This is a genomic window from Bradyrhizobium sp. UNPF46 (assembly GCF_006658625.1).
In the GTDB taxonomy this organism is placed as follows: domain Bacteria; phylum Pseudomonadota; class Alphaproteobacteria; order Rhizobiales; family Xanthobacteraceae; genus Bradyrhizobium; species Bradyrhizobium nitroreducens.
Genome location: NZ_LFJB01000049.1, coordinates 60977 through 82896 on the forward strand (window position 1 = coordinate 60977; position 21920 = coordinate 82896).

Below are 21920 nucleotides of genomic sequence, written 5' to 3' on the forward strand. Positions count from 1 at the left end.
TGTCTTAGAAAACCTGCCGAAGAGAACTTAACGCCGATTGGCGAGCGGAACGACGTTGTGCAACGTTTCGATGCCGCTTTCAAGGAAGCGGCGCACGCCGCGCGCGGCCTGCCTGATCCGTTGCTCGTTTTCCACCATGGCGATGCGGACATATCCTTCACCATGCTCGCCGAAGCCGACGCCGGGCGAGACCGCAACGCCGGATTTCTCCACCATCAGGGTCGCGAACTGCATGCTGCCGACGCTGCGGAAGGCCTCCGGCAGCGGCACCCAGGCGAACATCGAGGCTTCCGGCGGCGGGATCTCCCAGCCGGCACGACCGAACGATTCCACCAGCGCATCGCGGCGCTTGCGGTAGGTGTCGCGCATCTCCTTGATGCAATCGTCCGGGCCGTTCAGCGCCGCGGTCGCCGCGACCTGGACCGGTGTGAAGGCACCGTAATCGAGGTAGGATTTGACGCGGGCGAGCGCGGCGATCACGCGCTCATTGCCGACCGCAAAGCCCATGCGCCAGCCGGCCATCGAATAGGTCTTCGACATCGAGGTGAACTCGACGGTGCAGTCCATCGCGCCGGGCACCTGCAGCACCGATGGCGGCGGGTTGCTCTCGTCGAAATAGACCTCGGCATAGGCGAGATCGGACAGGATCAGGATCTCGTGCTTCTTCGCGAACGCGACGAGGTCCTTGTAGAAATCGAGGCTCGCGACATAGGCGGTCGGATTCGAGGGATAGCAGACGACGAGCGCGAGCGGCTTGGGGATCGAATGCACGATCGCCCGCTCCACCGCCTCGAAGAACTGCGGCGTTGGCTCGGAGGGCACCGAGCGGATCACGCCGCCCGCCATCAGGAAGCCGAAGGCGTGAATCGGGTAGCTCGGGTTCGGACAGAGGATGACGTCACCGGGCGCCGTGATCGCCTGCGCCACGTTGGCAAAGCCCTCCTTCGACCCCAGCGTCGCCACGACCTGGGTGTCCGGATTGAGCTTCACGCCGAAGCGGCGGGCGTAATAGGCAGCCTGGGCCCGGCGCAGCCCGGGGATGCCGCGGGAGGCCGAGTAGCGGTCGGTGCGCGGCTTGCCCAGCGTCTCCTTCAGCTTCTCCAGCACATGCGCAGGCGCCGGCAGGTCCGGGTTGCCCATGCCGAGGTCGATGATGTCGGCGCCGGCATTCCGCGCGGCCGCCTTGGCCCGGTTGACCTGCTCGAACACGTAAGGCGGAAGGCGGCGGATGCGGTAAAATTCTTCCATGGCTCTCTGGGCTCCGGGGCAACCGGTCAGGACAGAATCGACAGAACAGGACAGCGGCCCGGAAAGGGGCTCAGTTTCGCTACAAAAATCGCTCAAAATCAAATGCTTAGAGCAATGATCGACAACGAAAGCTGAAGTCGTTCGCCCTGACTGTCGGCTGAACCGAGGTCTTTTAGCACGGCAAGACGGGGGCGCCAGCGATTACCTTGCAGCGCCTCATTTCCCCTCCTTGGCCGCGACGGCCTGACGATCGCGCGCGGCGGCAAGCTCGGCCTCGATCTTGGCACGCTGCTCCGGCGAGATGACGGCTTGATCGCGATCCGGCGGCAGGTCGTGCACCGGCAAATAGCTCCCGGGCTCCCGGGGATGCGCCTGCGCATCCGCAGGCGTCATGTCCGCCAGCTGACTGGAACAGCCGCCCAACGCGAATGCCACGCTCAACAGCGTGCCGCAGATCAGCAGCGACTTTTGCAGGTCCCTCAATGCCGACACTTGGGAAATCCCCTACTCGTCCCAATGCAAGCTGTCGCACACTAACCCGACAACCTGCCCAAGCTCAAACCATTGCTGCCCACAAATGGTACGAGCGAGAATACATCCAAGGCCCACGGTCGAAGGGTTGCACCGCGATTGTGACAAAACCAAGAAGCTTTGTCGCAGTGCAGCACATCTTGGAGCGGGTTTAACGCCAAACATGCGAGCTTCGCGGTGACGAATACGGAATGAGTCGTTACTGTTCTGCTCATGAGTATGGCCACGACCGACACGCCCAAACCCGAGACCAAGTTCGATGCGGAAGCCTTCGCGATCAATGTCGCGCGGGCGATGGAGAGCGGCGGCAAGGCGCTCGCCGCCTATCTCAAGCCCCGCGAGAGCGGTGAGGTGCAGGATCGCCCGCCGGCCGAGCTTGCGGAAGTGGTCAAGACCTTCACCTCGGTCGCCGAATACTGGCTGTCGGATTCCTCCCGCTCGTCCGATCTGCAGACCAAGCTTGCCAAGGACTATCTCGACCTCTGGGGCTCGGCCGCGCGTCGCATGGCCGGCCAGGACGCTCCCCCTGCGATCGCGCCCTCGCCGCGCGACAAGCGCTTTGCCGACCCGGAATGGAAGTCGAACCAGTTTTTCGATTTCGTGATGCAGCTTTATCTGCTCACGACCAAATGGGCGCAGGAGCTGGTGCGCGACGCCGAGCTCGATCCGCACACCCGCCGCAAGGCCGAGTTCTACGTCCAGCAGGTCGCCAACGCGCTGTCGCCGTCCAATTTCGTGCTGACCAATCCGGAGGTGCTGCGCGAGACCGTGGCCAGCAGCGGCGAGAACCTCGCGCGCGGCCTGACCATGCTGGCCGAGGACATCGCAGCCGGAAAGGGCATGCTGAAGATCCGCCAGTCCAATCCGGACAACCTCGTCGTCGGCGTCAACATGGCGACGACGCCGGGCAAGGTGATCTACCAGAACGAGATGATGCAGCTGATCCAGTATTCGCCGACCACGGAGACGGTGCTGCGCACCCCGCTCCTGATCGTGCCGCCCTGGATCAACAAGTTCTACATCCTCGATCTCAAGCCGGAGAAATCCTACATCAAGTGGTGCGTCGACCAGGGCATCACCGTATTCGTGATCTCATGGGTCAATCCCGACAAGCGGCTCGGCAACAAGAGCTGGGAAGACTACATGAAGGAAGGCCCGCTCACGGCGATGGACGTGATCGAGAAGCTGACCGGCGAGATGAAGGTGCACACCGCCGGCTATTGCGTCGGCGGCACGATGCTCGCGACCACGCTGGCCTGGCTCGCCGAGAAGCGCCGCCAGCGCGTGTCGTCGGCGACGTTCTTTGCGGCGCAGGTCGACTTCACCCATGCCGGTGATCTCCTCGTCTTCGTCGACGAGGACCAGATCGCATCGCTCGAGCAGGACATGAAGGCGGCCGGTGTGCTCGAAGGCTCGAAGATGGCGATGGCCTTCAACATGCTGCGCTCCAACGACCTGATCTGGTCCTACGTCGTCAGCAACTACCTGAAGGGCCAGCAGCCGAGCGCGTTCGACCTGCTGCACTGGAATTCCGACGCGACGCGCATGACCGCATCGAACCATTCCTATTATCTGCGCAATTGCTATCTGGAGAACCGCCTCTCCACCGGCACGATGGTGCTCGACAACACGCTGCTCGATCTCTCCAAGGTCAAGGTGCCCGTCTACAACCTCGCCACGCGCGAGGACCATATCGCGCCGGCGGAATCGGTTTTGTACGGCTCGCAGTTCTTCGGCGGCCCGGTGAAATACGTGCTGTCGGGTTCGGGCCATATCGCGGGCGTCGTCAATCCGCCAGCCTCGAACAAGTATCAGTACTGGACCAACGACAACATCAAGGACGTCAACGTCGCGCAGTGGATGAAGGGCGCGGTGGAGCACAAGGGTTCGTGGTGGCCGGACTGGCGCCAATGGCTGGGCGAGCTCGATCCGGAGCAGGTCCCGGCGCGCGTACCGGGGAACGAAGCATTCCCGCCGATCGAGGACGCGCCTGGCAGCTATGTCAGGGTTCGCGCATAGCGGAATCGGCTGTGCTTTCGTATAGACTTCCGCTCATCACAGCGACGACAGAGGGGACCGCACCATGACGCGCGAATTGTTCTGGTTGACACTGACGGTGATCCTGACCGGGATCCTCTGGATTCCCTACATCATCAACCGCTGCCAGGTTCGTGGCCTTTCCGGCGCCATGGCCAATCCCTCGCGCAACGACAAGCCGCAAGCGGACTGGGCGAACCGGCTGATGTTCGCGCATGACAACGCGGTCGAGAACCTCGTGATCTTCGCGCCGCTGGTGCTGATCCTGAATGCGATCGACTATTCCTCGAAATGGACCGTGCTCGCCTGCGCCGTCTATTTCTGGTCCCGCGTCGCGCATCTGATCGTCTATGCGATCGGCATCCCGGTGTTCCGCACGCTGGCCTTCACCGTCGGCTTCCTCGCCCAGGCCGTGCTGGCGCTGGCGATCTTCAAGGTGGTTTGAGAGCTCGCCCCCCAAGGTGCGCCAATGCGTAGCGAAGCCAATCGGGACTTCGTTCAGTTCCACGACCTCGGCGCAGAGACGATCCTGTCCATTATCGGCCGCGCGCAGTTGCTGGCGGCCGCGTGGACTGACCGCGACATGCCGCAGAGCCTCGCTGGCAGGCGTGTCGCCCTCATCGCAGACGATGGCGGCTGGCGGAATACAACGGCCTTCGATCTCGGCGTGAGGGCCATGGGCGGCATCTGTGTTCAGCCCCCGATCAGATTCAATGTCCGTGAGGGGACGGCCGATCTCGCAGGATATCTCGACAATTGGTTCGACATCCTGGTCGTGCGCACTCGGGAGTTGCCGACCTTGCGCGAGCTCGCGTCGAGCGCTAAGGCCCCCGTCATCAATGCGAGAACGCGGTCAAATCACCCGTGCGAGACACTCGGCGATCTCGCTTATATCGCTGGCAAGCGCAAATCTCTGGAGGGTCTGAAGGCCGTTGGCATTGCCCCCGACGGCAATATCCTGCGGTCATGGGTCGAAGCCTCGATCTCGCTGCCGATCCAGGTGACGCAGGTCTATCAGGAAGACTGGCATATCAAGGATATCGCGAGCCCGAACTTCACCGCGAGCGCCAGTCTGGAAAGCCTGCGCGATGCGGATGTGATCATCACGGATTGCTGGCCTGATGGCGGGTCTGCTGATCAACTCTTCGAATATCAGGTATCGGCATCCCTCCTCGACCGATGCCGTTCCGACGTTATATTCCTACCCTGCCCTCCGGTGACCCGAGGCAAAGAGGTCAGCGCCGATGCGATGAGCCATCCCACGTGTCAGAGCACGTTGGCGAAGGCCTATTTGCTCCACGCGCAGAACGCGCTTCTGGAATGGGTCGCCGAATAGCTGGCGCTGGCGATCTTCAAGGTGGTATGAGCGCGCGCCGCGCTCAGCCGCTCTTCTGCGCGACGACGAACAGCATCGATGCGGCCTTGTCGTCGAAGCCCTTGACCTCGCCGGTATCGATCGTCACCCCGCTCCAGCGGCCCGCCTCGGCGTAGGTCGCCCGCAGCCAGTCCGGCGAGGGATAGTTGTAATAGCGGTTCAACGTGTCGCGGCCTTCGGCCTCGCCCGCCTTGTAGCTGGCGTAGAAGAAACCGTCCGGTTTCAGCGCGCGCCAGATCCGCCCAAGGACCCCGGCGAGTTCGGGTCTCGGCACATGCAGCAGGCACGCATTGGCCCAGACGGCATCATAGGCCTCGGTTTCGTCGAGCTGCTCGAACAGCAGGGTCTCGACCGGACAACCGAGGCGGCGCGAGGCGACCTCGGCCATTTCAGGCGATCCATCGGTCGCGCGAACCGCGAAGCCGCGCGCCAGCATTTCCGCGGTATCACCGCCGGCGCCGCATCCGAGTTCGAGAATGGAAGCGCCCGGCGCGAGCCGGGCGAGAAACGCCGCCAGCCGCGCCTGGCGCGAGGTGATCTCGCGCCCAGCATAGGCCTCGGCGTTGCCGCGGTAGAATTGCAGCGTCTCTTCGTCCACTGTCGCCTCACATCACGGGAACAGCGCGATCTGATCCAGCCCCATCGTTTCGGGCAACCCGAACATCAAGTTCATGTTCTGGATCGCCTGCCCGGCCGAGCCCTTCACCAGATTATCGAGCGTGGAAATGACGATCGCCCGGTTCTTGATGCGGTCGGCGACGACACCGATCTGCACATAGTTGGAACCGCGGACATTCTGCGTCTGCGGCAGCACGCCCTTTTTGGCGACATGCACGAAGGGTTCGTTGACGTAGGCCTGCTCGAGCGCGGCCCGCAAATCGTCGGGCGTCGCGCCATTGAGCTTTACGTAGGACGTGCAGAGCTCGCCGCGCGCCATCGGGATCAGATGCGGCGTAAAGTTCACCGTGACCGCAGAGCCGGCGGCGAGGCCGATCTCCTGCTCGATCTCGGGCGCATGCCGGTGGGTGCCGACCGAATAGGGCGAAAGCCCCTCGCCCGCCTCGCTGAACAACGTGTTCTGTTTCAGCCCGCGTCCGGCGCCGGTGACGCCCGATTTCGCGTCGATGACGATGTCGTCGACGTCGATCAGTCTGGCCTTCGCAAGCGGTACCAGCGCGAGCAGCGCCGCCGTGGGGTAGCAGCCGGGACAGGCGACGAGCCGCGCCGACGCGATTTTTTCGCGATAGAATTCGGTGAGACCGTAGACCGCCTCGCCCTGCAATTCGAGCGCCCGATGCTCATGGCCGTACCATTGCGCATAGGTGTTCTTGTCCCGAAGCCTGAAATCGGCGGACATGTCGAGGACCTTGATATCAGGATTTGCCTTCAGGACCGCGGCGATGATGTCCTGCGTGGTCCCGTGGGGCAGTCCGCAGAACACCGCATCGAGCTTGCTCCAGTCGACCTTTTCCCATTCCACGAGCCTAGGCAGCTCCAGCATGAAGAAATGCGGAAACACCTCGCTCATGGCTTTGCCGGCATGGGTATTGGCAGTGAGTGCGGTGATCTCGGCATTCGGATGCCGCGCCAACAGGCGCACCGCGTCGGCGCCGGTGTAGCCGGAGGCGCCGAGAATGCCGATTCTCTTCGTGCTCATCAGACGTTCCCTCAGCGCTGGATCGGTTACGCCTCTGCCAGCCCGAGCATCAGCCGCATGTTCTGCACGGCCGCGCCCGAGGCTCCCTTGCCGAGATTGTCCAGCCGGGCGACCAGCACCGCCTGGTGATGTTTGTCGCTGGCGAAGACGTAGAGCTCGAGCATGTTGGTCTCGTTGAGCGCCTCCGGCTCGAGCCGGCCGGCTTTGGCAGCCTCGTTCTGGAGCGGCATCGCCTTGACGTATTTCGAGCCGGCATACCGCTTGGCCAGCGCAGCCTGAAGGTCGGCGCCGACAGGCTTGCCCGGCAGCGTGTCGAGCTGGAGCGGCACCGAGACCAGCATGCCCTGTCGGTAGTTGCCGACCGAGGGAATGAAGATCGGCCGCCGCGTCAGGTTCGAGTAGAGCTGCATCTCCGGCAGATGCTTGTGCTCGAAGCCGAGACCGTAGAGCTCGAAGGACGGCGCGCTGCCGTCTTCAAAGCTTGCGATCATCGACTTGCCGCCGCCGGAATAGCCGCTCACCGCGTTGACGGTGACGGGATAGTCGGACGGTAGCAGGCCGGCATCGACGATCGGCCGCAGTAGCGCGATCGCGCCGGTCGGATAGCAGCCGGGATTGGAGACCTTTCTCGCGGCCTTGATCTTGCCGGCCTGGTCCGGCGTCAGTTCCGGAAAGCCGTAGGCCCAGTCGGGCGCGACGCGGTAGGCCGTCGAGGCGTCGAGCACCTTGGGGCCCGAGGCGCCCATGCTGTCGACGAGCGCGACCGTCTCCTTTGCTGCATCGTCGGGCAGGCAGAGGATGACGAGGTCGACCTCCTCCATGAGCGCCTTCTTTGCCGCGGGATCCTTGCGCTTGTCGTCAGGGATCGTCTTCACAACGACGTCGTTCTGGTGCTTCAGCCGCTCGTTGATGCCGAGCCCGGTGGTGCCGGAGCCGCCGTCGACGAAGACGGTGGCGGGCTTCTTGGCCGCGCTGGTGGCCGGGGCTTTGGTTGTGTCCGCGAGGCTCATGGAACGCTCCTTTCGAGCTTGTTGGTTTCGGCCGCGAAGGCTTCCGGCCTCACGTCCTGCATCAGCTGCGCAATCGCTCTGGCATCGGCCGCGGGCTGCGCGCCGAGCGCATTGGCGATCGCAATATAATCGGCGTCGGATTTGTGCTGGTTGAGCTTGAAGCTGCCTTCGACCTCTTCAACCGTCATGACCAGCCCCACGATCCCCTTCTTCATGGCTTCGAGCCGGCCGGCGGTCATCTTGCCCGACGTCCACGGCTTCTTCGGCAGCAGCCAGCTCTCGAACTTGTCGCTGAGCGTGTCGATCTGCACCGCCAGCTCAGCATCCGACAACAACCGCACCGGTCCGCTCAGATGCACCGCCTGATACAGCCAGGTCGGAACCTGATCGGGCGAGACGTACCAGTCCGGCGAGACGTAGGCATCGGGGCCGTTGACCGCGAGCAGCCAGGACGCATCGCCGCCCGCCAGCCTTAGCAGCGGATTGTGACGGGCGACGTGAAAGGCGGCCTGCGGCGTCCCGTCGGCGGCAAAGGTCAGATAGAACGGCAGCGGCGAGGCAACCGGTTTGTTGCCGTCAAAGGCACACATGGTGCCGAAGCCGCGCTCTTCCGCGAATTTCAGGCTCGCGGTGCGGTCTTGCTTGAAATGGGGTGGCGTGTACATCGTGGTCTCCTGCTGGGCCTCCTAGGGGGCCGCCGGATCAGATCGCGCTGACAGGAGAGAGAATGCCGCGGATCGGATCCAGCGGCAAAGACGATGATCTCAAACGCGATCGACCGCCCAAACCGCAAGACTGCGGCGGCGGCGACGGGCGAACAGGATGGTCGCGGCGTTGATCATGGCGCGGGGCTATAAGGCCGGATCTGGTCTTCGTCAAGGTTTGGAGCGTCAGATCACCCGCCAGATCCATTCCATGATCTTGGCAAGCACATCGCCGAACAGCAGGAGCACGGCGGACCACACCAGGGCGGAGATGAAATTAGCCGCCTGAAAGCTCCAATAGGGCATCTCGAAGATGCCGGCCGCGAGCGGCACCGAGGCGCGCAAGGGACCGAAGAAGCGGCCGATGAAGATGCTGGGGATGCCCCAGCTGCGCACGAAAGCCTCGCCTCGGGGCAAGAGGCCTGGATAGCGCGAGAGCGGCCACATCTCGGCGACCTTCTCCTTGTAGCGATAGCCGAACCAGTAGGAGACCCAGTCGCCCAGCGCCGCGCCGAGGCCGCCGGCGATCCAGACCGGATAAAAGCTGATGCCGCTCACCCCGATCAGCGCACCGATCGCCACCAGCGCCCCCCAGGCGGGGACCAGCAGCGAGATGAAGGCGAGCGATTCCCCGAAAGCGAGCAGGAACACGACCGGAGCCGCCCAAGTCTGGTGAGCGCGCACGAAATCGGCCAGGGCGTGCGCAAACTGCTCCATCAAAAATAGCCTTCCCGCCCCGTCTCAAGGTGCTGCTCGATGAAAAGGACTGGTAAGCCAAGGGGTTGTGTGACATCAAGTCACAAAACCCGACACGACCCGGGCGAGGACGTCAAATTGCCGGGAATGGCTGGGCCTGCGGCGTAAAATCGCCGGGATTGGCTCCCAACCACACCGCCCGGCCCGCCCTGCGATAACCTTTCCTGGTCAGAAGTGGCATAGTCGGCCCAATCGATTCGCCGCTCCTGCGGCCCTCGGAACGCATCAAGATACATGTCCAAGCAGTTGAAACCCAAAGCAAAAGACGACTTTTTCGGTGGCGACGAGCCGAAGCCCCGCGCCGCCAAGGCGGCACCGCGCGGCAGCGGCGGAGAAGCCGATTACACCGCGGCCGACATCGAGGTCCTCGAAGGCCTGGAACCGGTACGGCGCCGTCCGGGCATGTATATCGGCGGCACCGACGAGAAGGCGCTGCATCATCTGTTCGCCGAAGTCATCGACAACTCGATGGACGAGGCGCTGGCGGGCCACGCGACCTTCATCGGTGTCGAGCTGAGCGCGGACGGGTTCCTGACAGTCACCGACAACGGCCGCGGCATTCCGATCGATCCGCACCCGAAATTCCCGAAGAAGTCGGCGCTCGAAGTCATCATGTGCACGCTCCACTCGGGCGGCAAGTTCGACAGCAAGGTGTACGAGACCTCGGGCGGTCTGCACGGCGTCGGCATCTCCGTGGTGAACGCCCTCTCCTCCCTGCTCGAGGTCGAGGTCGCGCGCAGCCAGAGGCTCTACCGCATGACGTTCGAGCGCGGGCACCCCAAGGGCAAGCTCGAGGATCTCGGCAAGATCAACAACCGCCGCGGCACGCGCGTGCGCTTCAAGCCCGATACCGACATCTTCGGGGCCAAGGCCGCGTTCAAGCCGCAGCGCCTGTTCAAGATGACGCGTTCCAAGGCCTATCTGTTCGGCGGCGTCGAGATCCGCTGGAACTGCGCGCCCGAACTGCTCAAGGGCGTCGAGGACGTGCCGGCGGAGGCGACGTTCCACTTCCCCGGCGGATTGAAGGATTATCTCGCCGCCGCAATCCACGCCGACACGCTGGTGCATCCCGACATCTTCTCCGGCAAGTCGGGCCGCAACGGCGCGCACGGCGCCTGCGAATGGGCGGTGGCCTGGACCGCGGATGCCGACGGCTTCCTGTCCTCCTACACCAACACCGTCCCCACTCCCGATGGCGGCACGCACGAATCCGGCCTGCGCAGCGCGCTGCTCCGCGGCCTGAAGGATCACGCCGAGCGCGTCGGCCAGGGCAAGCGCGCCTCGTCCATCACCTCGGAAGACGTGATGGTGGGTGCAGCCGTGATGCTCTCGGTGTTCGTGCGCGAGCCCGAATTCCAGGGCCAGACCAAGGACCGCCTCGCCACCGCCGAAGCGCAGCGCATCGTCGAGCAGGCGATGAAGGATCCGTTCGACCATTGGCTGTCGGGCAATCCGAACATGGCCAACCGGCTGCTGGACTTCGTGATCGACCGCGCCGAGGAGCGGCTGCGCCGCCGCCAGGAGAAGGAGACGGCGCGCAAGACCGCCGGCAAGAAGCTGCGCCTGCCCGGCAAGCTCGCCGATTGCAGCGACGCCGGCACCGAAGGCTCCGAGCTCTTCATCGTCGAGGGCGACTCGGCCGGCGGCAGCGCCAAGCAGGCGCGCGACCGCAAGACCCAGGCCGTACTGCCGCTGCGCGGCAAGATCCTCAACGTCGCCTCCGCCGGCAAGGACAAGCTGGCGGCGAACGCCCAGCTCTCCGACCTCGTGCAGGCGATCGGCTGCGGCATGCTCGCGCAATATCGCGAAGAGGATCTGCGCTACCAGCGCATCATCATCATGACCGACGCCGACGTCGACGGCGCCCACATCGCTTCCCTGCTGATCACCTTCTTCTACCAGCAGATGCGGCCGCTGATCGACCAGGGCCATCTCTTCCTGGCGGTGCCGCCGCTCTACAAGCTGACCCACGGCTCCAAGTCGGTGTACGCCCGCGACGACAAGCACAAGGACGAGCTGATCAAGAGCGCGTTCAACGCCAACGCCAAGGTCGAGGTGAACCGCTTCAAAGGCCTCGGCGAGATGATGCCGGCGCAGCTCAAGGAAACCACGATGGATCCAGCTAAGCGCACGCTGCTCAAGGTGGTGCTGCTGCCCGACGATCGCGACACCACGGCCGATTCCGTGGAGCGGCTGATGGGCACGAAGGCGGAGGCGCGCTTCGCCTTCATCTCGGACAAGGCCGAGTTCGCCAGCGACGAATTGCTGGACGTCTAAGGTCTCCACTGCCGTCGTATCGGGTTAGAGAGCCTCGGCGGGGAGCCGAGGCTCTTTTTTGTTTGGCGATGCCGCCTTGTGTTTTGCCTTGGCCGTCGAGGCCTGCCCTCACCCACAAGACTGGCGATTCTCCGGCCCGTTGCCGCGACTTGGCCAACGACTCACGGCGTCCGGCCGGACGGGGGGATGCCTCCATTCCGGACAGAGCGGTATTTCCTAATGAAAACTTACCCGAAAGAGGATCCCTCAAATATCATTCATCCATTTGATTTTATTTGATTATTCTCGTTTCCGGCAGCCGCACATCAAATGGGCGCCCGCCGGCGTTTTCCGGCGACTGTGCCTGCCCGGCAACAGCATTTCGGCGGGAAACGTCTATAGTCCGCTCATCAGATGAAACGAACTTCAGTGCGCTCGCGCCTGCTACGACAGACCAAGGTTGGGGATTTTGACATGAAGAAGGTTTTGCTCGCTCTGACCGCGGTTGCCGCGATGACCGGTTCGGCCTCGGCGGCCGATCTCGCTGCCCGTCCCTACGTGAAGGCTCCGGTCGTGGCGCCCGTCGCGAACTGGACCGGCTTCTACGTCTTCGGCGGTGGCGGCGGTGGCCTCTCGAACGCTGACCAGCATGTCCAGACCACGGGAACCAACACCGCGCTGACGATCGACCAGCGCCAGGGCGGCTCCGGTTGGTTCGGTACGGTCGGCGCCGGTTACGACTGGCAGTTCAGCGGCACCTGGGTCGCCGGTATTTTCGCTGACGGTCAGTTCGGCAGCATCCGCGCCACCATCCAGGATCCGATCGGCGGCCTCACTGGCAACCAGAAGCTGGAAACCTCCTGGGCCGCGGGCGCTCGCCTCGGCTGGCTGGTCGCTCCGAACGTTCTCTCCTACGTCAACGGCGGTTACTCTGGCGCCCACTTCGGCCAGACCAACTTCACCAACGTTGTTGGCACGCCGGCCGGCATTCACCTGAACAGCTACAACCGTAACGGCTGGTTCATCGGTGGCGGTGTCGAGAACAGCCTGAACATCTTCGGCATCACCTCGCCCGGCTGGTTCATGAAGACCGAGTATCGTTCGTCCTTCTACAACGCCAAGACCCAGAACGAGCTGGTCGACGGCACCAACGCGCTGGTCGGTCGCGACATCCGCGCCAACAGCTGGAACCAGACGATCTCGACCTCGCTGGTCTACCGCTTCAACTGGACCGGTCCGGTCGTCGCGAAGTACTGATCTGATCTCACGATCAAACGTCAAAGCCCCGGCATTGCCGGGGCTTTTTCGTTATGTGCCCGTCAGCAGCAGGCGCTGAGCTTCACGCGGCCTGCTACGATTCGGCGAGGGGCGCTTCGCGCAAACCCCATCAGCATCTCTGATCGCTCCTGCTTCGATTCCTCGCCTGGGGACGAGGACTCTCTCCCCGCACGACGGCTTGCGGCTGGCGCCGCCATTGTATCCGGGCCGAAGCTACGGCTCGAGCTTCTCCCGTTCCGATGGAATCGGAACGGGGCTCTCGATTCTGGTTTTGACGCGTTTTCTTGACGCGAACCGGTATCCACTTCGCACGAAAACGCTCTAGTGTGGGCCCAAGCTTTCGCGGCGGCGGTGATCCTTCATCGCCGCACCGTGACGGAAGCGGACCGATGGGGAGGAACGCATGCGCAGATTTCTGCTTGTCGCAGGCCTGTTTGCAACTGCCCTCGGCCTGCTCTGGATCGGCCAGGGCACGGGCACCGTTCCCTGGCCGCGATCGAGCTTCATGGTCAACCAGCTGCAATGGGCCGGCTATGGCGCCGCCATGGCCGGTTTCGGGCTGGTGCTGATCTGGCAGAGCAACCAATAGAAGAAACCAGGACATACAAGCATGACATCCAGCCGGTTCGATCTCCGCGGCAAGGTCGCGATCGTCACGGGAGGCAATGGCGGTATCGGCCTCGGCATGGCGCGCGGCCTTGCCGACGCAGGCGCCGACATCGCCGTGGTCGGACGCAACGAGGCAAAGTCCAAGGCGGCCGTCGAAGATCTCAGGCAGCGCGGCGTCAAGGCGCTCGCGGTCGCGACCGACGTCACCGACAAGAGCGCGATCGAAGCCATGATTGCCCGCGTGGTGAAGGATCTCGGCCGCATCGACATCCTCGTCAACAATGCCGGCATGAGCATCCGCAAGCCGCCGCACGAACTCGAGCTCGACGAGTGGAACAAGGTGATCGAGACCAACCTCACCAGCGCCTTCCTGTGCTCGAAGCTCGCCTATCCTCACCTGAAGGCGTCCGGCAACGGCAAGGTGATCAACATCGGTTCGATGATGTCGATCTTCGGTGCGAGCTTCGCCACAGCCTACGCGGCGAGCAAGGGCGGCATCGTGCAGTACACGCGCGCCTGCGCCAACGCCTGGGCGCCCGACAACATCCAGGTCAACGCGATCCTGCCAGGCTGGATCGACACCGATCTCACCCGCGGCGCGCGGCAGCAGGTGTCGGGATTGCACGAGCGGGTGCTGGCGCGCACGCCCGCGGGGCGCTGGGGCGACATCGACGACTTCGCCGGCATCGCCGTATTCCTGGCATCACCCGCGTCGAACTTCGTCACGGGCACCGCGATCCCCGTCGACGGCGGCTTCTCGGTGATGGCCTAAAGCATGATCCGGAAAAGTGCGAAGCGGTTTTCCGGAAGGATCATGCGCAAACAACAACCTAGAGCGCGATGACGCTTCATCCAAATCTCATCGCGCTTTAGCAAGCAAGAGCCCCGGCAAGGATGCCGGGGCTCTGTTCATGCGCGCACGCTCTTGCTACGCGCGATCAGTACTTCGCCATCACGGGGCCGCCGAACTTGTAGCTGACGCCGACCGTGACCGTCTGGTACTGGCTGGCGACGCTGTAGGGAACATTGCCGTTGGGCGTTGCCGGAGGCGCGCCGCCGCGGGAGTAGCGCTCGAAATCGTAGTAGCGATACTCGGCCTTGCCGAGCCAGTTCGGAGCGAATGCATATTCCACGCCCGCACCCGCGGTCCAGCCGCTGGTGTTCGACGAGAAGGCGTCGATGCCGACGCCGAGATTCGTGTTCACGTGGCGCTGCTCGCCATAGGCCCAGCCGCCCGTCGCAAAGAACAACCATTTATTGAACGCAATGCCGGCGCGGCCGCGAATGGTGCCGACCCAGCGCAGCGTGGTCTCGTCGCGGGTGCCGCCCACGAAATTGTCGTCGCCCTTGATGTCCGCCCAGGCGAGATCGCCTTCGACACCGAGCACGAAATTCCTGATCTGCCAGTTGTAGCCGGCGAGGCCGCCGGCGATGGGCCCGCTTGAGCTGTAGCTATTGGCAAAACCGGCGTCGTTGAGACGATCGTGATTGCCCCAGCCATATCCGCCAAACCCGCCGATGTAGAAGCCGGTCCAGTTATACACCGCGACGGGCGGTGCGATGGGCGCGGCCTTGACCGCCATGTCGGCTGCCGTCGCGATGCCGGGCGCGCCGACCAGAAGGGACATCACTCCTGCGAAAACCAAAGCCTTTTTCATCGGTGTTGCTCCAGAAAAAGATGCAAGAAATTGAAATTGTCCAGCATGATTCTATACGTCGCGCCCGTCGGGTTGCGAGGCCCAATCCGCCCGCCTCGCGGGTTCCCGTGCGCTATTCGGGACAAAGTGGTATTTGAATCACGCAAAGGTCCGTCAGCCTGACGTTTCCCGAACGCAAAAAAGAGCCCCGGGCGAAGCCGGGGCTCTCGAAGTTTGGCAGTCCTCGTCTTTTGTTGGTGCTTGGTCGTTCGTCGACGTGCTCAGTAGCGGCCGATGACCGGTGCGTCGAACTTGTAGCTCGCGCGCACGACGGCCCACTGGATGTCGCGCGGCTTGGTGTCGAAGGTGTAGCTGCCCGAGGTGCCGCCGAGCTGATAGGTCTGGCTGCCGAAGGCCGCATAATTGTATTCGAGACCGACGATCCAGTTGCGGGTGACGCCATATTCCCAGCCGGCGCCGAGGGTCCAGCCGTTGTGCCAATGAGTCTGACCGCCGGAGCCCGTGGAGGGGTTGGGCACGTTGTCGACGACCGAAAGACGGTTGTTCACGCCGGCGTAGCCGCCCTTGATGTAGAACAGGTTGTTCTGCACCGCGAAGCCCGCACGGCCGACGATGGTCGCCAGCACGTTGGCGCGCCAGCTGAACTGATCGTCAAGGCCGAGGCCAAATACGGTGTTCGTGAACGAGCCCTTGTTGTCGAGGCCGGAGATGGTGCCTTCCATGCCGAACACGTAGTTGTTGGCCTGCCAATTGTAGCCGATCTGGGCACCGCCCATGACACCCGAGTTGCGCTGACGGAAGCCCTGGCCCGGCCCGAGGTCGCCGAAGGTCGACGTATTCCCGTTGTTGATGAACTGCTCGTTGGTCCATGCGCCGCCGATGTGGCCACCGACATAGAAACCGGTCCAGTTGAACAGCGGCTCGACATAAGCGGGCGCCTTCGTGTAACGCGTGCCGAGATCGGCAGCGGAGGCCACGCCCGTCGAAACCAGAGCGGTCGTGCAGGCGAAGGCGGCAATCAATTTGTTACGCATGGTACACCCCGTGTCCTTTGATGGGCGCACGGTCACAGACGCACGTTACTAAAATTGGAATCAACAGAGTTAACGCGGCGCATCGGCCCGCACCGACGTGCAGATGCGTCGGCGCTGTTGCCAACGCGCAACGCCGGACGCGCGATTTAACGCGGCGTTATCCCTACCAAATTGCGACGCTACGATCTCGCGGCTACCTTCGACTGCACGTGCTCGGGTCGCACGCCGAGCCCAATCAGCCGCGCAGGAATGCCCTGGAGCCACGGCAGCGCGGTGATGAGGCGCACGATCAGCGGCACCTTCAGTGGCTGGTCGCCGCCGTACAGGGCGCCGCTGATGATGTTGTTCTGCACGACCCTTTGCATGCGCTGCGTCATCTTCACCGGGAACTCGCGGCGGCGGCGGACCGCATCGAGTTCGTCCTCGGACGGGCAACCGTGCTGCAGCTTGTCCGCCAGCAGATTGGCAGTCGCGACCGCGTCCTGCACGGCGAGATTGACGCCGACGCCGCCGACCGGCGACATCGCATGCGCGGCATCGCCGATGCACAGCAGGCCCGGCCGCGTCCAGCGCGCCAGGCGATTGATCGCAACCGTCAGCAGCTTGACGTCGTCAAAGCTCTTCACGTCCGCGATTCCTGCCTTGAGGATCGGCGCCATGCGCACGACGTCGTCGAGCAGAGCCTGCAGTCCCCTCGCCTTCACCGCCTCGTGCTGTCCCTTGGCGATGACATAGGCACATTGCCAATAATCGCCGCGATCGAAGGTGATCATCATCTTGCCGGGCTCGACGCGCGCGAACACGTTCTCCGTCTCGTCGGCCTTGCGGCCGGCGCGAAACCACAGCACGTCCATCGGCGCGCCGATCTCCTCGACGGCGAGGCCCGCGCGCTCGCGCACCGTCGAATGCCGGCCGTCGCAGGCGATGGTGAGATCGGCCTCGATGTCGACGATGCCGTCGGGCGTCTTTGCCCGCACGCCGGCGATGGTCTCGCCGCGACGGATCAGATCGACCGCCTCGGTATTCATCATCACCTCGAGCGAAGCAAAGCGCCGCCCTGCCTCGCGCAGGAAATTCAGGAAATCCCATTGCGGCATGAAGGCGATGAAGGGGTACTTGGTTTGGAGCCGGGAAAGATCGGCAATGCGCACCGGCGTACCGCCGAACAGTCCGTCCATCTTCTGCAGGCGCTGATGCGGCAGCTTCAGGAAGCCGTCGATCAGGCCGAGCTCGTCCATCACCTGAAGCGTCGAGGGATGCACGGTGTCGCCGCGGAAGTCGCGGAAGAAATCCGCGTGTTTCTCCAGCACCACCACCTCGATGCCGGCCCGCCCCAGGAGATAGCCGAGCATCATGCCGGCTGGTCCCCCGCCGACGATGCAGCAGCGGACCCGTTTGGTTCGGTTCGATTGTTGGTCGGATGTCATGCAGTCAAGATCCGCGATGCGAGTATCGATCATGCGACGGCAGGCAACGTAGCGCCAATTCCGTTTGTTTGACGCCTGAATTTGGATACGCGACGTCCGACGCCGGCCGGCAGCTCGGATCAAGCCGGCGGGTCCGATCCCGGGAATAAATCCTGCGGTCGGTTGTTGCTAAGGAGGAATACGACCCAGAAGGGCAATCAGAGGGAACGTTCAACGTGGCATGGTTGCTTGCAGGCGTGGCCGCCTGGCTGGCCATCAACATCGCGCTGGTCTATCTGCGCACCCGCCGGAGCCGCGACGCGGAAGAGAGCGAGCCGCGGGCCTAGCTTTGCCTGCGGCGACCGGCGAACGGATCGGGCCAATCCATTCAGGATGGCCCGATTGCTATCTTCACGCCACAAACAGGCCCGCACTGCGCGGGCCTTTCGTGGAAAACACGCCCGGCTATTTCTGATCTTCATTGCTGGTCCCGGTGCCCGGACTGCCGATCGGCAAGCCGTTGGACGCATGGCCGACACCGGCATTCCGCTCAGCTTGCGCCGCTGTCGGCGACGTGCCGTTCGCAATCGGCGGCTGAACGTTCGGGTTGCTCTGGCTGTTGTTGGTATTGACGTTGGCCCCCGTGGTGGTGCCATGAATCCCCATCCCTGAAGGAGCCGACGGCCCGGAATTGGCGCTGCTCGGTGATGTGCCCATTCCGGCTCCTGAGCTGGCCGCAGATCCCGCGCTGGCGCCGCCGGTGCCCGTACCGGCACTGGCACCGCCGCCGCTGCCCGCACCACCACCGCCTCCTCCTCCGCCCCCACCGCCTCCCTGCGCAAGAGCGGTTGTCGAAAGCGCGGCACATGTGAAGGCTACGAGGATGGACTTGCGGATCATGGATCGTCTCCCTGGTTTGACCAACAAACCAGGTGACCAAGGAGTTGTTCCTTCGCCCGTGGGCTCCCTCTCAGGGCAGCAAAAAGGCCCGCAACGACGTGCGGACCAAATCCAGAGATCGAAATATTCACGCGCTTCGGAAACCGAAGGTCATTGCATAAACGGAAAAGGCTCCGAATTCTCTGCCTTGGCGATCGTTTCGCCCGTCGCGGATTGGGCGATGACGTCGTAGGTATAGACGCCCGGAGCGCATGGGCCAAAGGTCCGGATGCTGTCCTGTGGCACGACGCCCTTGGGTGGGAGAGCAATTTTCTGGCCCCCCATCTCACGATTGCCTGTGCGAAATTGAATGAGGATCGACTTCGTGCCGGCCGGAACGTTGTGCAGTCGCAGCTCCGGATTTGGGAAAAGGCTGCTGCAGCCCCGCGATCCCCGGAATGAAAATTCGACAGTCATCTGCTCTGCGGCGACCGTCGGCGTCGTCGCGAGCAGCATGGCGGCAAAAGAGAAAAAGTGAGGCGATTGGATCATCTTCATCCCTGCCGTTAGCACGAGCCGATGAAGCCGTGCGATCTAATTCCGTCCACGCCCTTCGAGGCAGAGGGCCACCCTCGTCAGGAGAGCGTCACCTCATTGGATCACCCCACCGCTCTAACGGCCACGACGCAGGCGATACCGAACGCCCTCAATTGTTGCTGCGGTTCGCGCTGCGGAAGCTCTTGATCTCCGACACGCTGCCGTCGCGATAGGTCAGCTCCACCGAGACGGACTGGGTGCTCGGGGCGAGCTTCATGTAGAGCGGCATGTCGGCGGTGATCGCGCTGGGGTCGCGCATGTCGCAAGGCGGCATCTTCAGCACCTGGTTGGGCACGGCGGTGTCGATACCGATACGAACCTCGCGGATGGCGCAGCGATAGGACACGAGGTGCGTGTAGTAGACCAGCAGCCCGTTGAACTCGCGGAACGACAGCCAGCTCGTCGCCGTCATGTCCAGGATCTTGCGCTGGTCGCGGATCAATGCGGCCTCGGGATCGAACCGGATCGGGAACGGCCCCTGCATGTCGCCGGACTGATCGACATAGCGGACCTCGATGGTGCCGGCCTGCGCATCCGGCGGCAGCTCGATCGACGGGTTCGGCATCCGCTTGCGCGTGCGCGGATCGAGCGTGTCGATGAAGCCGGTCTCGCGGAAATCGCCCTTGCCGGCCATGCGCCAGGAAATGCCGAGCGTCGGGTCGGCAAAGGAGAACACCACGCTCCAGCCGCCATTGTGCCGCGAGAAGCTCGCGATCGGCGCATTGGTGGCCTCCTCCTTCGGCATCTTCGGCACCGACACCGGCGGGAGCGCCGCGAGCTTCTGCGGCGGCGGATCGTCCGGCCGCGCGGCGGCATCCTTCGCCGCCCCGCTGAGGAAGACGTCGTCGACCATCTGGTCGAAATACACCGGCACCTGCCTGTGCTTCACGGTATCGGCCATCTCACTGACGGCTCGGCGGGTACGCTGCGCGACCTGCACGAGGTTCTCGCCGGGCTTGAGCAGCTCCTTGGCGAAGGTGCGCGTGAACACCGAATTGGGATTGGCGTCGTCATTGGACAGACGATCGAGCGCGGTCTGGCGGGGACCGGCCGAGAACACCGAGAACACGCCTTCAGGCAGCTGCGTCATCGGCGCGAGCCCGCCGGCGCCGGCGACCGCGCGCGTGCCCTTGCGCTCGAACGGGTTGTTGCGGCAGGCGTCGAACACCAGGATCGAGGTCCGCGCCTTCTTGTTCTGCAGGCGCTCGATGATGCGATCCGCCAGGATGGAAGCGTCGCGCACCAGCTCTTCCTGCCCTTCCGTCGCCGCCGGCACGTCGGTCGGCAGCAGATAGTTCTGGCCCGCGATCTCGAAGCCGTGGCCGGCGTAGAAGAAGAACGCGGTATCGCCGGGCTCGATCGCCTTGTCGAAGGCGAGCAGCGTCTCGGAGAATTGCTGCCGGCTCTGGTTCTCGGCCACCATCACCGAGAAGCCGAGCTGCTTCAGCGTATCGCCCATGGTGCGAGCGTCGTTGACCGCCTTGAGCAGTTTTGGAACGTTCCTGTAATCGTTGTTGCCGACGACGAGCGCGACGCGCTTCTCGGCATGAGCGGGAAGCGCAAAGCCGCCGAGGCTCGCCGCGAGGCCAAGGGCCGCCAGAATTCTGAAAAGCCGACGCGTCATCGCAAGTTTCCCGTTGCAGAACGGCGGAGAGGCCGCATCCTTCGAACGGCAGTTCATTGGACCCCCTGCCGCTGTGTGATAGTCGGCCCAGACGTAACGGCGGTTCAAGGGACCCGCGGCTCCGGTTCCATGATCTGGCTATGGCAGATTCCCGCGGAATCTGCTCTTTCTAGGGCAATTGCGCTGCAAGCGGGGGCTGCCGTGTATCGCTGGTGTACCGACGAGGTCGAGCCGAAAGATCGCTTCGACTACTGGCGCGAAGTGCGCTCCAAGGGCTTGTTCGGGGTCACCGCCGAGCTCGAACGCGAACGGCGCGCGGACTTCTTCGGCGAATTCTCGCTGCGCCAGCTCGGCGGCGCCGGCCTCGTCGAGTTGAAGGCCTCGTCCTACACGGTCGAGCGCAGCATCTCCGACATCGCCTACGCGCCGGGAGATGCCATCTGCGTCTACCAGCAGCTCGGCAGCGGCGGCTGGTTCGGCGGCATGCGCGGGAGCGACTTTGCGATCGCCAACGGCAGCTTCGCCACCAGCCATACCGACCTGCCCTACCGCACCGCGCCGCTGGGCGCCGGGGGCTTCCACCTGCGCATCCTCAAGATCCCCGTGAGCAGCATTCCGGCGCAGGACAAGCGGGTGCGCGAGCTTTCGCCCCGGACGTTCGGTGATCCCACCCTGACGCCCCTGCTCGGGGCCTGCTTTGCCGATCTCAACGAGGCCGCGCATAACGGCGCGCATGATGCGACGTCGCTCGTCCAGGCCCTCGCCCACCTCGCCCTGATCGAGCGCGGCATCGTCAGGCCCGGCAGCCGGCGCGGACAGGCCGCGCTGCGGACCGCCCGCCTCTCGCAGGCCCGCCACCTGATCGCACGCCACCTGCAAGACCCGGATCTGGCGCCGGCAACGGTGGCCGACGAGCTCGGGGTTTCCGTGCGCCACCTGCACATGCTGTTCGAGACCGCGGCGAAGAGCTTCTCGCAGACCGTGACGGACGAACGGCTGAAACAGAGCCGCCGCCTGATGCGCGAGGCGCCCGAGCGGTTGATCGCCGATATCGCGGCCTCCTGTGGCTTCGAGAGCCTCGCGACCTATTACCGGGTCTTCAACGCCGCCTACGGCATGGCCCCCGGTGACTTTCGGGCGCAGGGCTCGGAGGGGCACTAGCGGCCGTTTTGGCGGCTCCGGGCGGGGCGCCGAGCTGGGCGGAAAACCCCAGTCGCGCCCGCTATTTGGTAAAAACCTCAGGTTTTTTAGGGCCTTCCCG

The 21920-nt window shown here is 64.0% G+C and carries 21 protein-coding genes; 8 read left to right on the forward strand and 13 right to left on the reverse strand.

The genetic code is table 11. From position 1 onward, the window contains the following. Positions 1-27: 27 nt before the first annotated feature. Positions 28-1248, reverse strand: coding sequence for an LL-diaminopimelate aminotransferase (locus UNPF46_RS20785; protein ID WP_100180390.1), 1221 nt, complete (start codon positions 1246-1248; stop codon positions 28-30). 216 nt (positions 1249-1464) lie between these two features. Next, the gene (locus tag UNPF46_RS20790; protein WP_142251247.1) at positions 1465-1740 is read right to left on the reverse strand and encodes a hypothetical protein; all 276 of its coding nucleotides are present in this window, start codon (positions 1738-1740) and stop codon (positions 1465-1467) included. Positions 1741-1992: 252 nt separating this feature from the next. Between UNPF46_RS20790 and UNPF46_RS20795 the strand changes: the two genes are divergently transcribed. The 3 genes from UNPF46_RS20795 (at position 1993) to UNPF46_RS20805 (ending at position 5152) form a co-directional block, all read left to right on the forward strand. Beyond that, complete coding sequence (locus UNPF46_RS20795) at positions 1993-3798, forward strand: PHA/PHB synthase family protein (protein ID WP_174719226.1); 1806 nt, start codon at positions 1993-1995, stop codon at positions 3796-3798. Positions 3799-3862: 64 nt separating this feature from the next. Beyond that, the gene (locus UNPF46_RS20800) at positions 3863-4261 is read left to right on the forward strand and encodes an MAPEG family protein (RefSeq protein WP_100180393.1); all 399 of its coding nucleotides are present in this window, start codon (positions 3863-3865) and stop codon (positions 4259-4261) included. A 24-nt stretch (positions 4262-4285) separates the two neighbouring features. Continuing rightward, the gene (locus UNPF46_RS20805; protein ID WP_142251248.1) at positions 4286-5152 is read left to right on the forward strand and encodes a Rossmann-fold NAD(P)-binding domain-containing protein; all 867 of its coding nucleotides are present in this window, start codon (positions 4286-4288) and stop codon (positions 5150-5152) included. Between the two features lie 43 nt (positions 5153-5195). Here UNPF46_RS20805 and UNPF46_RS20810 read toward each other — a convergent pair whose 3' ends face one another. From UNPF46_RS20810 to UNPF46_RS20830, 5 genes are all read right to left on the reverse strand, one after another. Then, entirely contained in the window at positions 5196-5789 is a 594-nt protein-coding gene (locus UNPF46_RS20810; protein ID WP_142251249.1) for a class I SAM-dependent methyltransferase, read from the reverse strand. A 12-nt stretch (positions 5790-5801) separates the two neighbouring features. Next, positions 5802-6848: an N-acetyl-gamma-glutamyl-phosphate reductase gene (gene argC, locus UNPF46_RS20815; protein WP_142251250.1), complete on the reverse strand. Its 1047-nt coding sequence runs from the start codon at positions 6846-6848 to the stop codon at positions 5802-5804. Positions 6849-6874: 26 nt separating this feature from the next. After that, positions 6875-7858 (reverse strand): N-acetyl-gamma-glutamyl-phosphate reductase, encoded by a 984-nt coding sequence (gene argC / locus UNPF46_RS20820; protein WP_142251251.1) that lies wholly within the window; start codon positions 7856-7858, stop codon positions 6875-6877. Next, positions 7855-8523: an FMN-binding negative transcriptional regulator gene (locus tag UNPF46_RS20825; RefSeq protein WP_100180398.1), complete on the reverse strand. Its 669-nt coding sequence runs from the start codon at positions 8521-8523 to the stop codon at positions 7855-7857. Before UNPF46_RS20825 ends, argC (UNPF46_RS20820) begins: the two co-directional genes overlap by 4 nt. Before the next feature lie 225 nt (positions 8524-8748). Further along, a complete protein-coding gene (locus tag UNPF46_RS20830) occupies positions 8749-9279 on the reverse strand; it encodes a DedA family protein (protein ID WP_100180399.1) in 531 nt (176 codons plus the stop codon). 273 nt (positions 9280-9552) lie between these two features. Between UNPF46_RS20830 and parE the strand changes: the two genes are divergently transcribed. From parE to UNPF46_RS20850, 4 genes are all read left to right on the forward strand, one after another. Continuing rightward, the gene (gene parE, locus UNPF46_RS20835) at positions 9553-11595 is read left to right on the forward strand and encodes a DNA topoisomerase IV subunit B (RefSeq protein ID WP_142251252.1); all 2043 of its coding nucleotides are present in this window, start codon (positions 9553-9555) and stop codon (positions 11593-11595) included. Positions 11596-12048: 453 nt separating this feature from the next. Then, entirely contained in the window at positions 12049-12831 is a 783-nt protein-coding gene (locus UNPF46_RS20840; protein ID WP_174719227.1) for an outer membrane protein, read from the forward strand. Positions 12832-13255: 424 nt separating this feature from the next. Beyond that, positions 13256-13441 carry a hypothetical protein gene (locus UNPF46_RS20845; RefSeq protein WP_025036050.1) on the forward strand — a complete coding sequence of 62 codons (186 nt, stop codon included), beginning with the start codon at positions 13256-13258 and terminating at the stop codon, positions 13439-13441. Between the two features lie 21 nt (positions 13442-13462). Next, the gene (locus UNPF46_RS20850) at positions 13463-14233 is read left to right on the forward strand and encodes an SDR family NAD(P)-dependent oxidoreductase (RefSeq protein ID WP_100180402.1); all 771 of its coding nucleotides are present in this window, start codon (positions 13463-13465) and stop codon (positions 14231-14233) included. 166 nt (positions 14234-14399) lie between these two features. Here UNPF46_RS20850 and UNPF46_RS20855 read toward each other — a convergent pair whose 3' ends face one another. The 6 genes from UNPF46_RS20855 to UNPF46_RS20880 form a co-directional block, all read right to left on the reverse strand. After that, positions 14400-15119, reverse strand: coding sequence for an outer membrane protein (locus UNPF46_RS20855; protein WP_142251253.1), 720 nt, complete (start codon positions 15117-15119; stop codon positions 14400-14402). A gap of 260 nt (positions 15120-15379) precedes the next feature. Further along, positions 15380-16153, reverse strand: a complete 774-nt coding sequence (locus tag UNPF46_RS20860; RefSeq protein ID WP_142251254.1) for an outer membrane protein — start codon at positions 16151-16153, stop codon at positions 15380-15382. Positions 16154-16332: 179 nt separating this feature from the next. Further along, positions 16333-17580, reverse strand: a complete 1248-nt coding sequence (locus UNPF46_RS20865; protein WP_142251255.1) for an FAD-dependent oxidoreductase — start codon at positions 17578-17580, stop codon at positions 16333-16335. 444 nt (positions 17581-18024) lie between these two features. Next, entirely contained in the window at positions 18025-18276 is a 252-nt protein-coding gene (locus tag UNPF46_RS38315) for a hypothetical protein (protein ID WP_246668704.1), read from the reverse strand. 333 nt (positions 18277-18609) lie between these two features. Beyond that, positions 18610-18996, reverse strand: coding sequence for a hypothetical protein (locus UNPF46_RS20875; RefSeq protein ID WP_142251257.1), 387 nt, complete (start codon positions 18994-18996; stop codon positions 18610-18612). Between the two features lie 148 nt (positions 18997-19144). Next, on the reverse strand, positions 19145-20659 hold the full coding sequence (locus UNPF46_RS20880) for a caspase family protein (protein ID WP_181770033.1): 1515 nt from the start codon (positions 20657-20659) through the stop codon (positions 19145-19147). A 201-nt stretch (positions 20660-20860) separates the two neighbouring features. Between UNPF46_RS20880 and UNPF46_RS20885 the strand changes: the two genes are divergently transcribed. Continuing rightward, the gene (locus tag UNPF46_RS20885) at positions 20861-21820 is read left to right on the forward strand and encodes a helix-turn-helix domain-containing protein (protein ID WP_100180407.1); all 960 of its coding nucleotides are present in this window, start codon (positions 20861-20863) and stop codon (positions 21818-21820) included. Positions 21821-21920 lie beyond the last annotated feature (100 nt).

Bases quoted from the DNA above. Each gene is read 5' to 3' on its own strand.
- UNPF46_RS20825 (WP_100180398.1), bottom strand. From the start codon at position 8,523: ATGTACACGCCACCCCATTTCAAGCAAGACCGCACCGCGAGCCTGAAA.
- UNPF46_RS20880 (WP_181770033.1), bottom strand. From the start codon at position 20,659: ATGACGCGTCGGCTTTTCAGAATTCTGGCGGCCCTTGGCCTCGCGGCG.
- UNPF46_RS20855 (WP_142251253.1), bottom strand. From the start codon at position 15,119: ATGAAAAAGGCTTTGGTTTTCGCAGGAGTGATGTCCCTTCTGGTCGGC.
- UNPF46_RS38315 (WP_246668704.1), bottom strand. From the start codon at position 18,276: ATGGGCACATCACCGAGCAGCGCCAATTCCGGGCCGTCGGCTCCTTCA.
- UNPF46_RS20875 (WP_142251257.1), bottom strand. From the start codon at position 18,996: ATGAAGATGATCCAATCGCCTCACTTTTTCTCTTTTGCCGCCATGCTG.
- UNPF46_RS20805 (WP_142251248.1), top strand. From the start codon at position 4,286: ATGCGTAGCGAAGCCAATCGGGACTTCGTTCAGTTCCACGACCTCGGC.
- argC (WP_142251250.1), bottom strand. From the start codon at position 6,848: ATGAGCACGAAGAGAATCGGCATTCTCGGCGCCTCCGGCTACACCGGC.
- UNPF46_RS20785 (WP_100180390.1), bottom strand. From the start codon at position 1,248: ATGGAAGAATTTTACCGCATCCGCCGCCTTCCGCCTTACGTGTTCGAG.
- UNPF46_RS20800 (WP_100180393.1), top strand. From the start codon at position 3,863: ATGACGCGCGAATTGTTCTGGTTGACACTGACGGTGATCCTGACCGGG.
- UNPF46_RS20860 (WP_142251254.1), bottom strand. From the start codon at position 16,153: ATGCGTAACAAATTGATTGCCGCCTTCGCCTGCACGACCGCTCTGGTT.
- UNPF46_RS20795 (WP_174719226.1), top strand. From the start codon at position 1,993: ATGAGTATGGCCACGACCGACACGCCCAAACCCGAGACCAAGTTCGAT.
- parE (WP_142251252.1), top strand. From the start codon at position 9,553: ATGTCCAAGCAGTTGAAACCCAAAGCAAAAGACGACTTTTTCGGTGGC.
- argC (WP_142251251.1), bottom strand. From the start codon at position 7,858: ATGAGCCTCGCGGACACAACCAAAGCCCCGGCCACCAGCGCGGCCAAG.
- UNPF46_RS20865 (WP_142251255.1), bottom strand. From the start codon at position 17,580: ATGACATCCGACCAACAATCGAACCGAACCAAACGGGTCCGCTGCTGC.
- UNPF46_RS20830 (WP_100180399.1), bottom strand. From the start codon at position 9,279: ATGGAGCAGTTTGCGCACGCCCTGGCCGATTTCGTGCGCGCTCACCAG.
- UNPF46_RS20845 (WP_025036050.1), top strand. From the start codon at position 13,256: ATGCGCAGATTTCTGCTTGTCGCAGGCCTGTTTGCAACTGCCCTCGGC.
- UNPF46_RS20840 (WP_174719227.1), top strand. From the start codon at position 12,049: ATGAAGAAGGTTTTGCTCGCTCTGACCGCGGTTGCCGCGATGACCGGT.
- UNPF46_RS20850 (WP_100180402.1), top strand. From the start codon at position 13,463: ATGACATCCAGCCGGTTCGATCTCCGCGGCAAGGTCGCGATCGTCACG.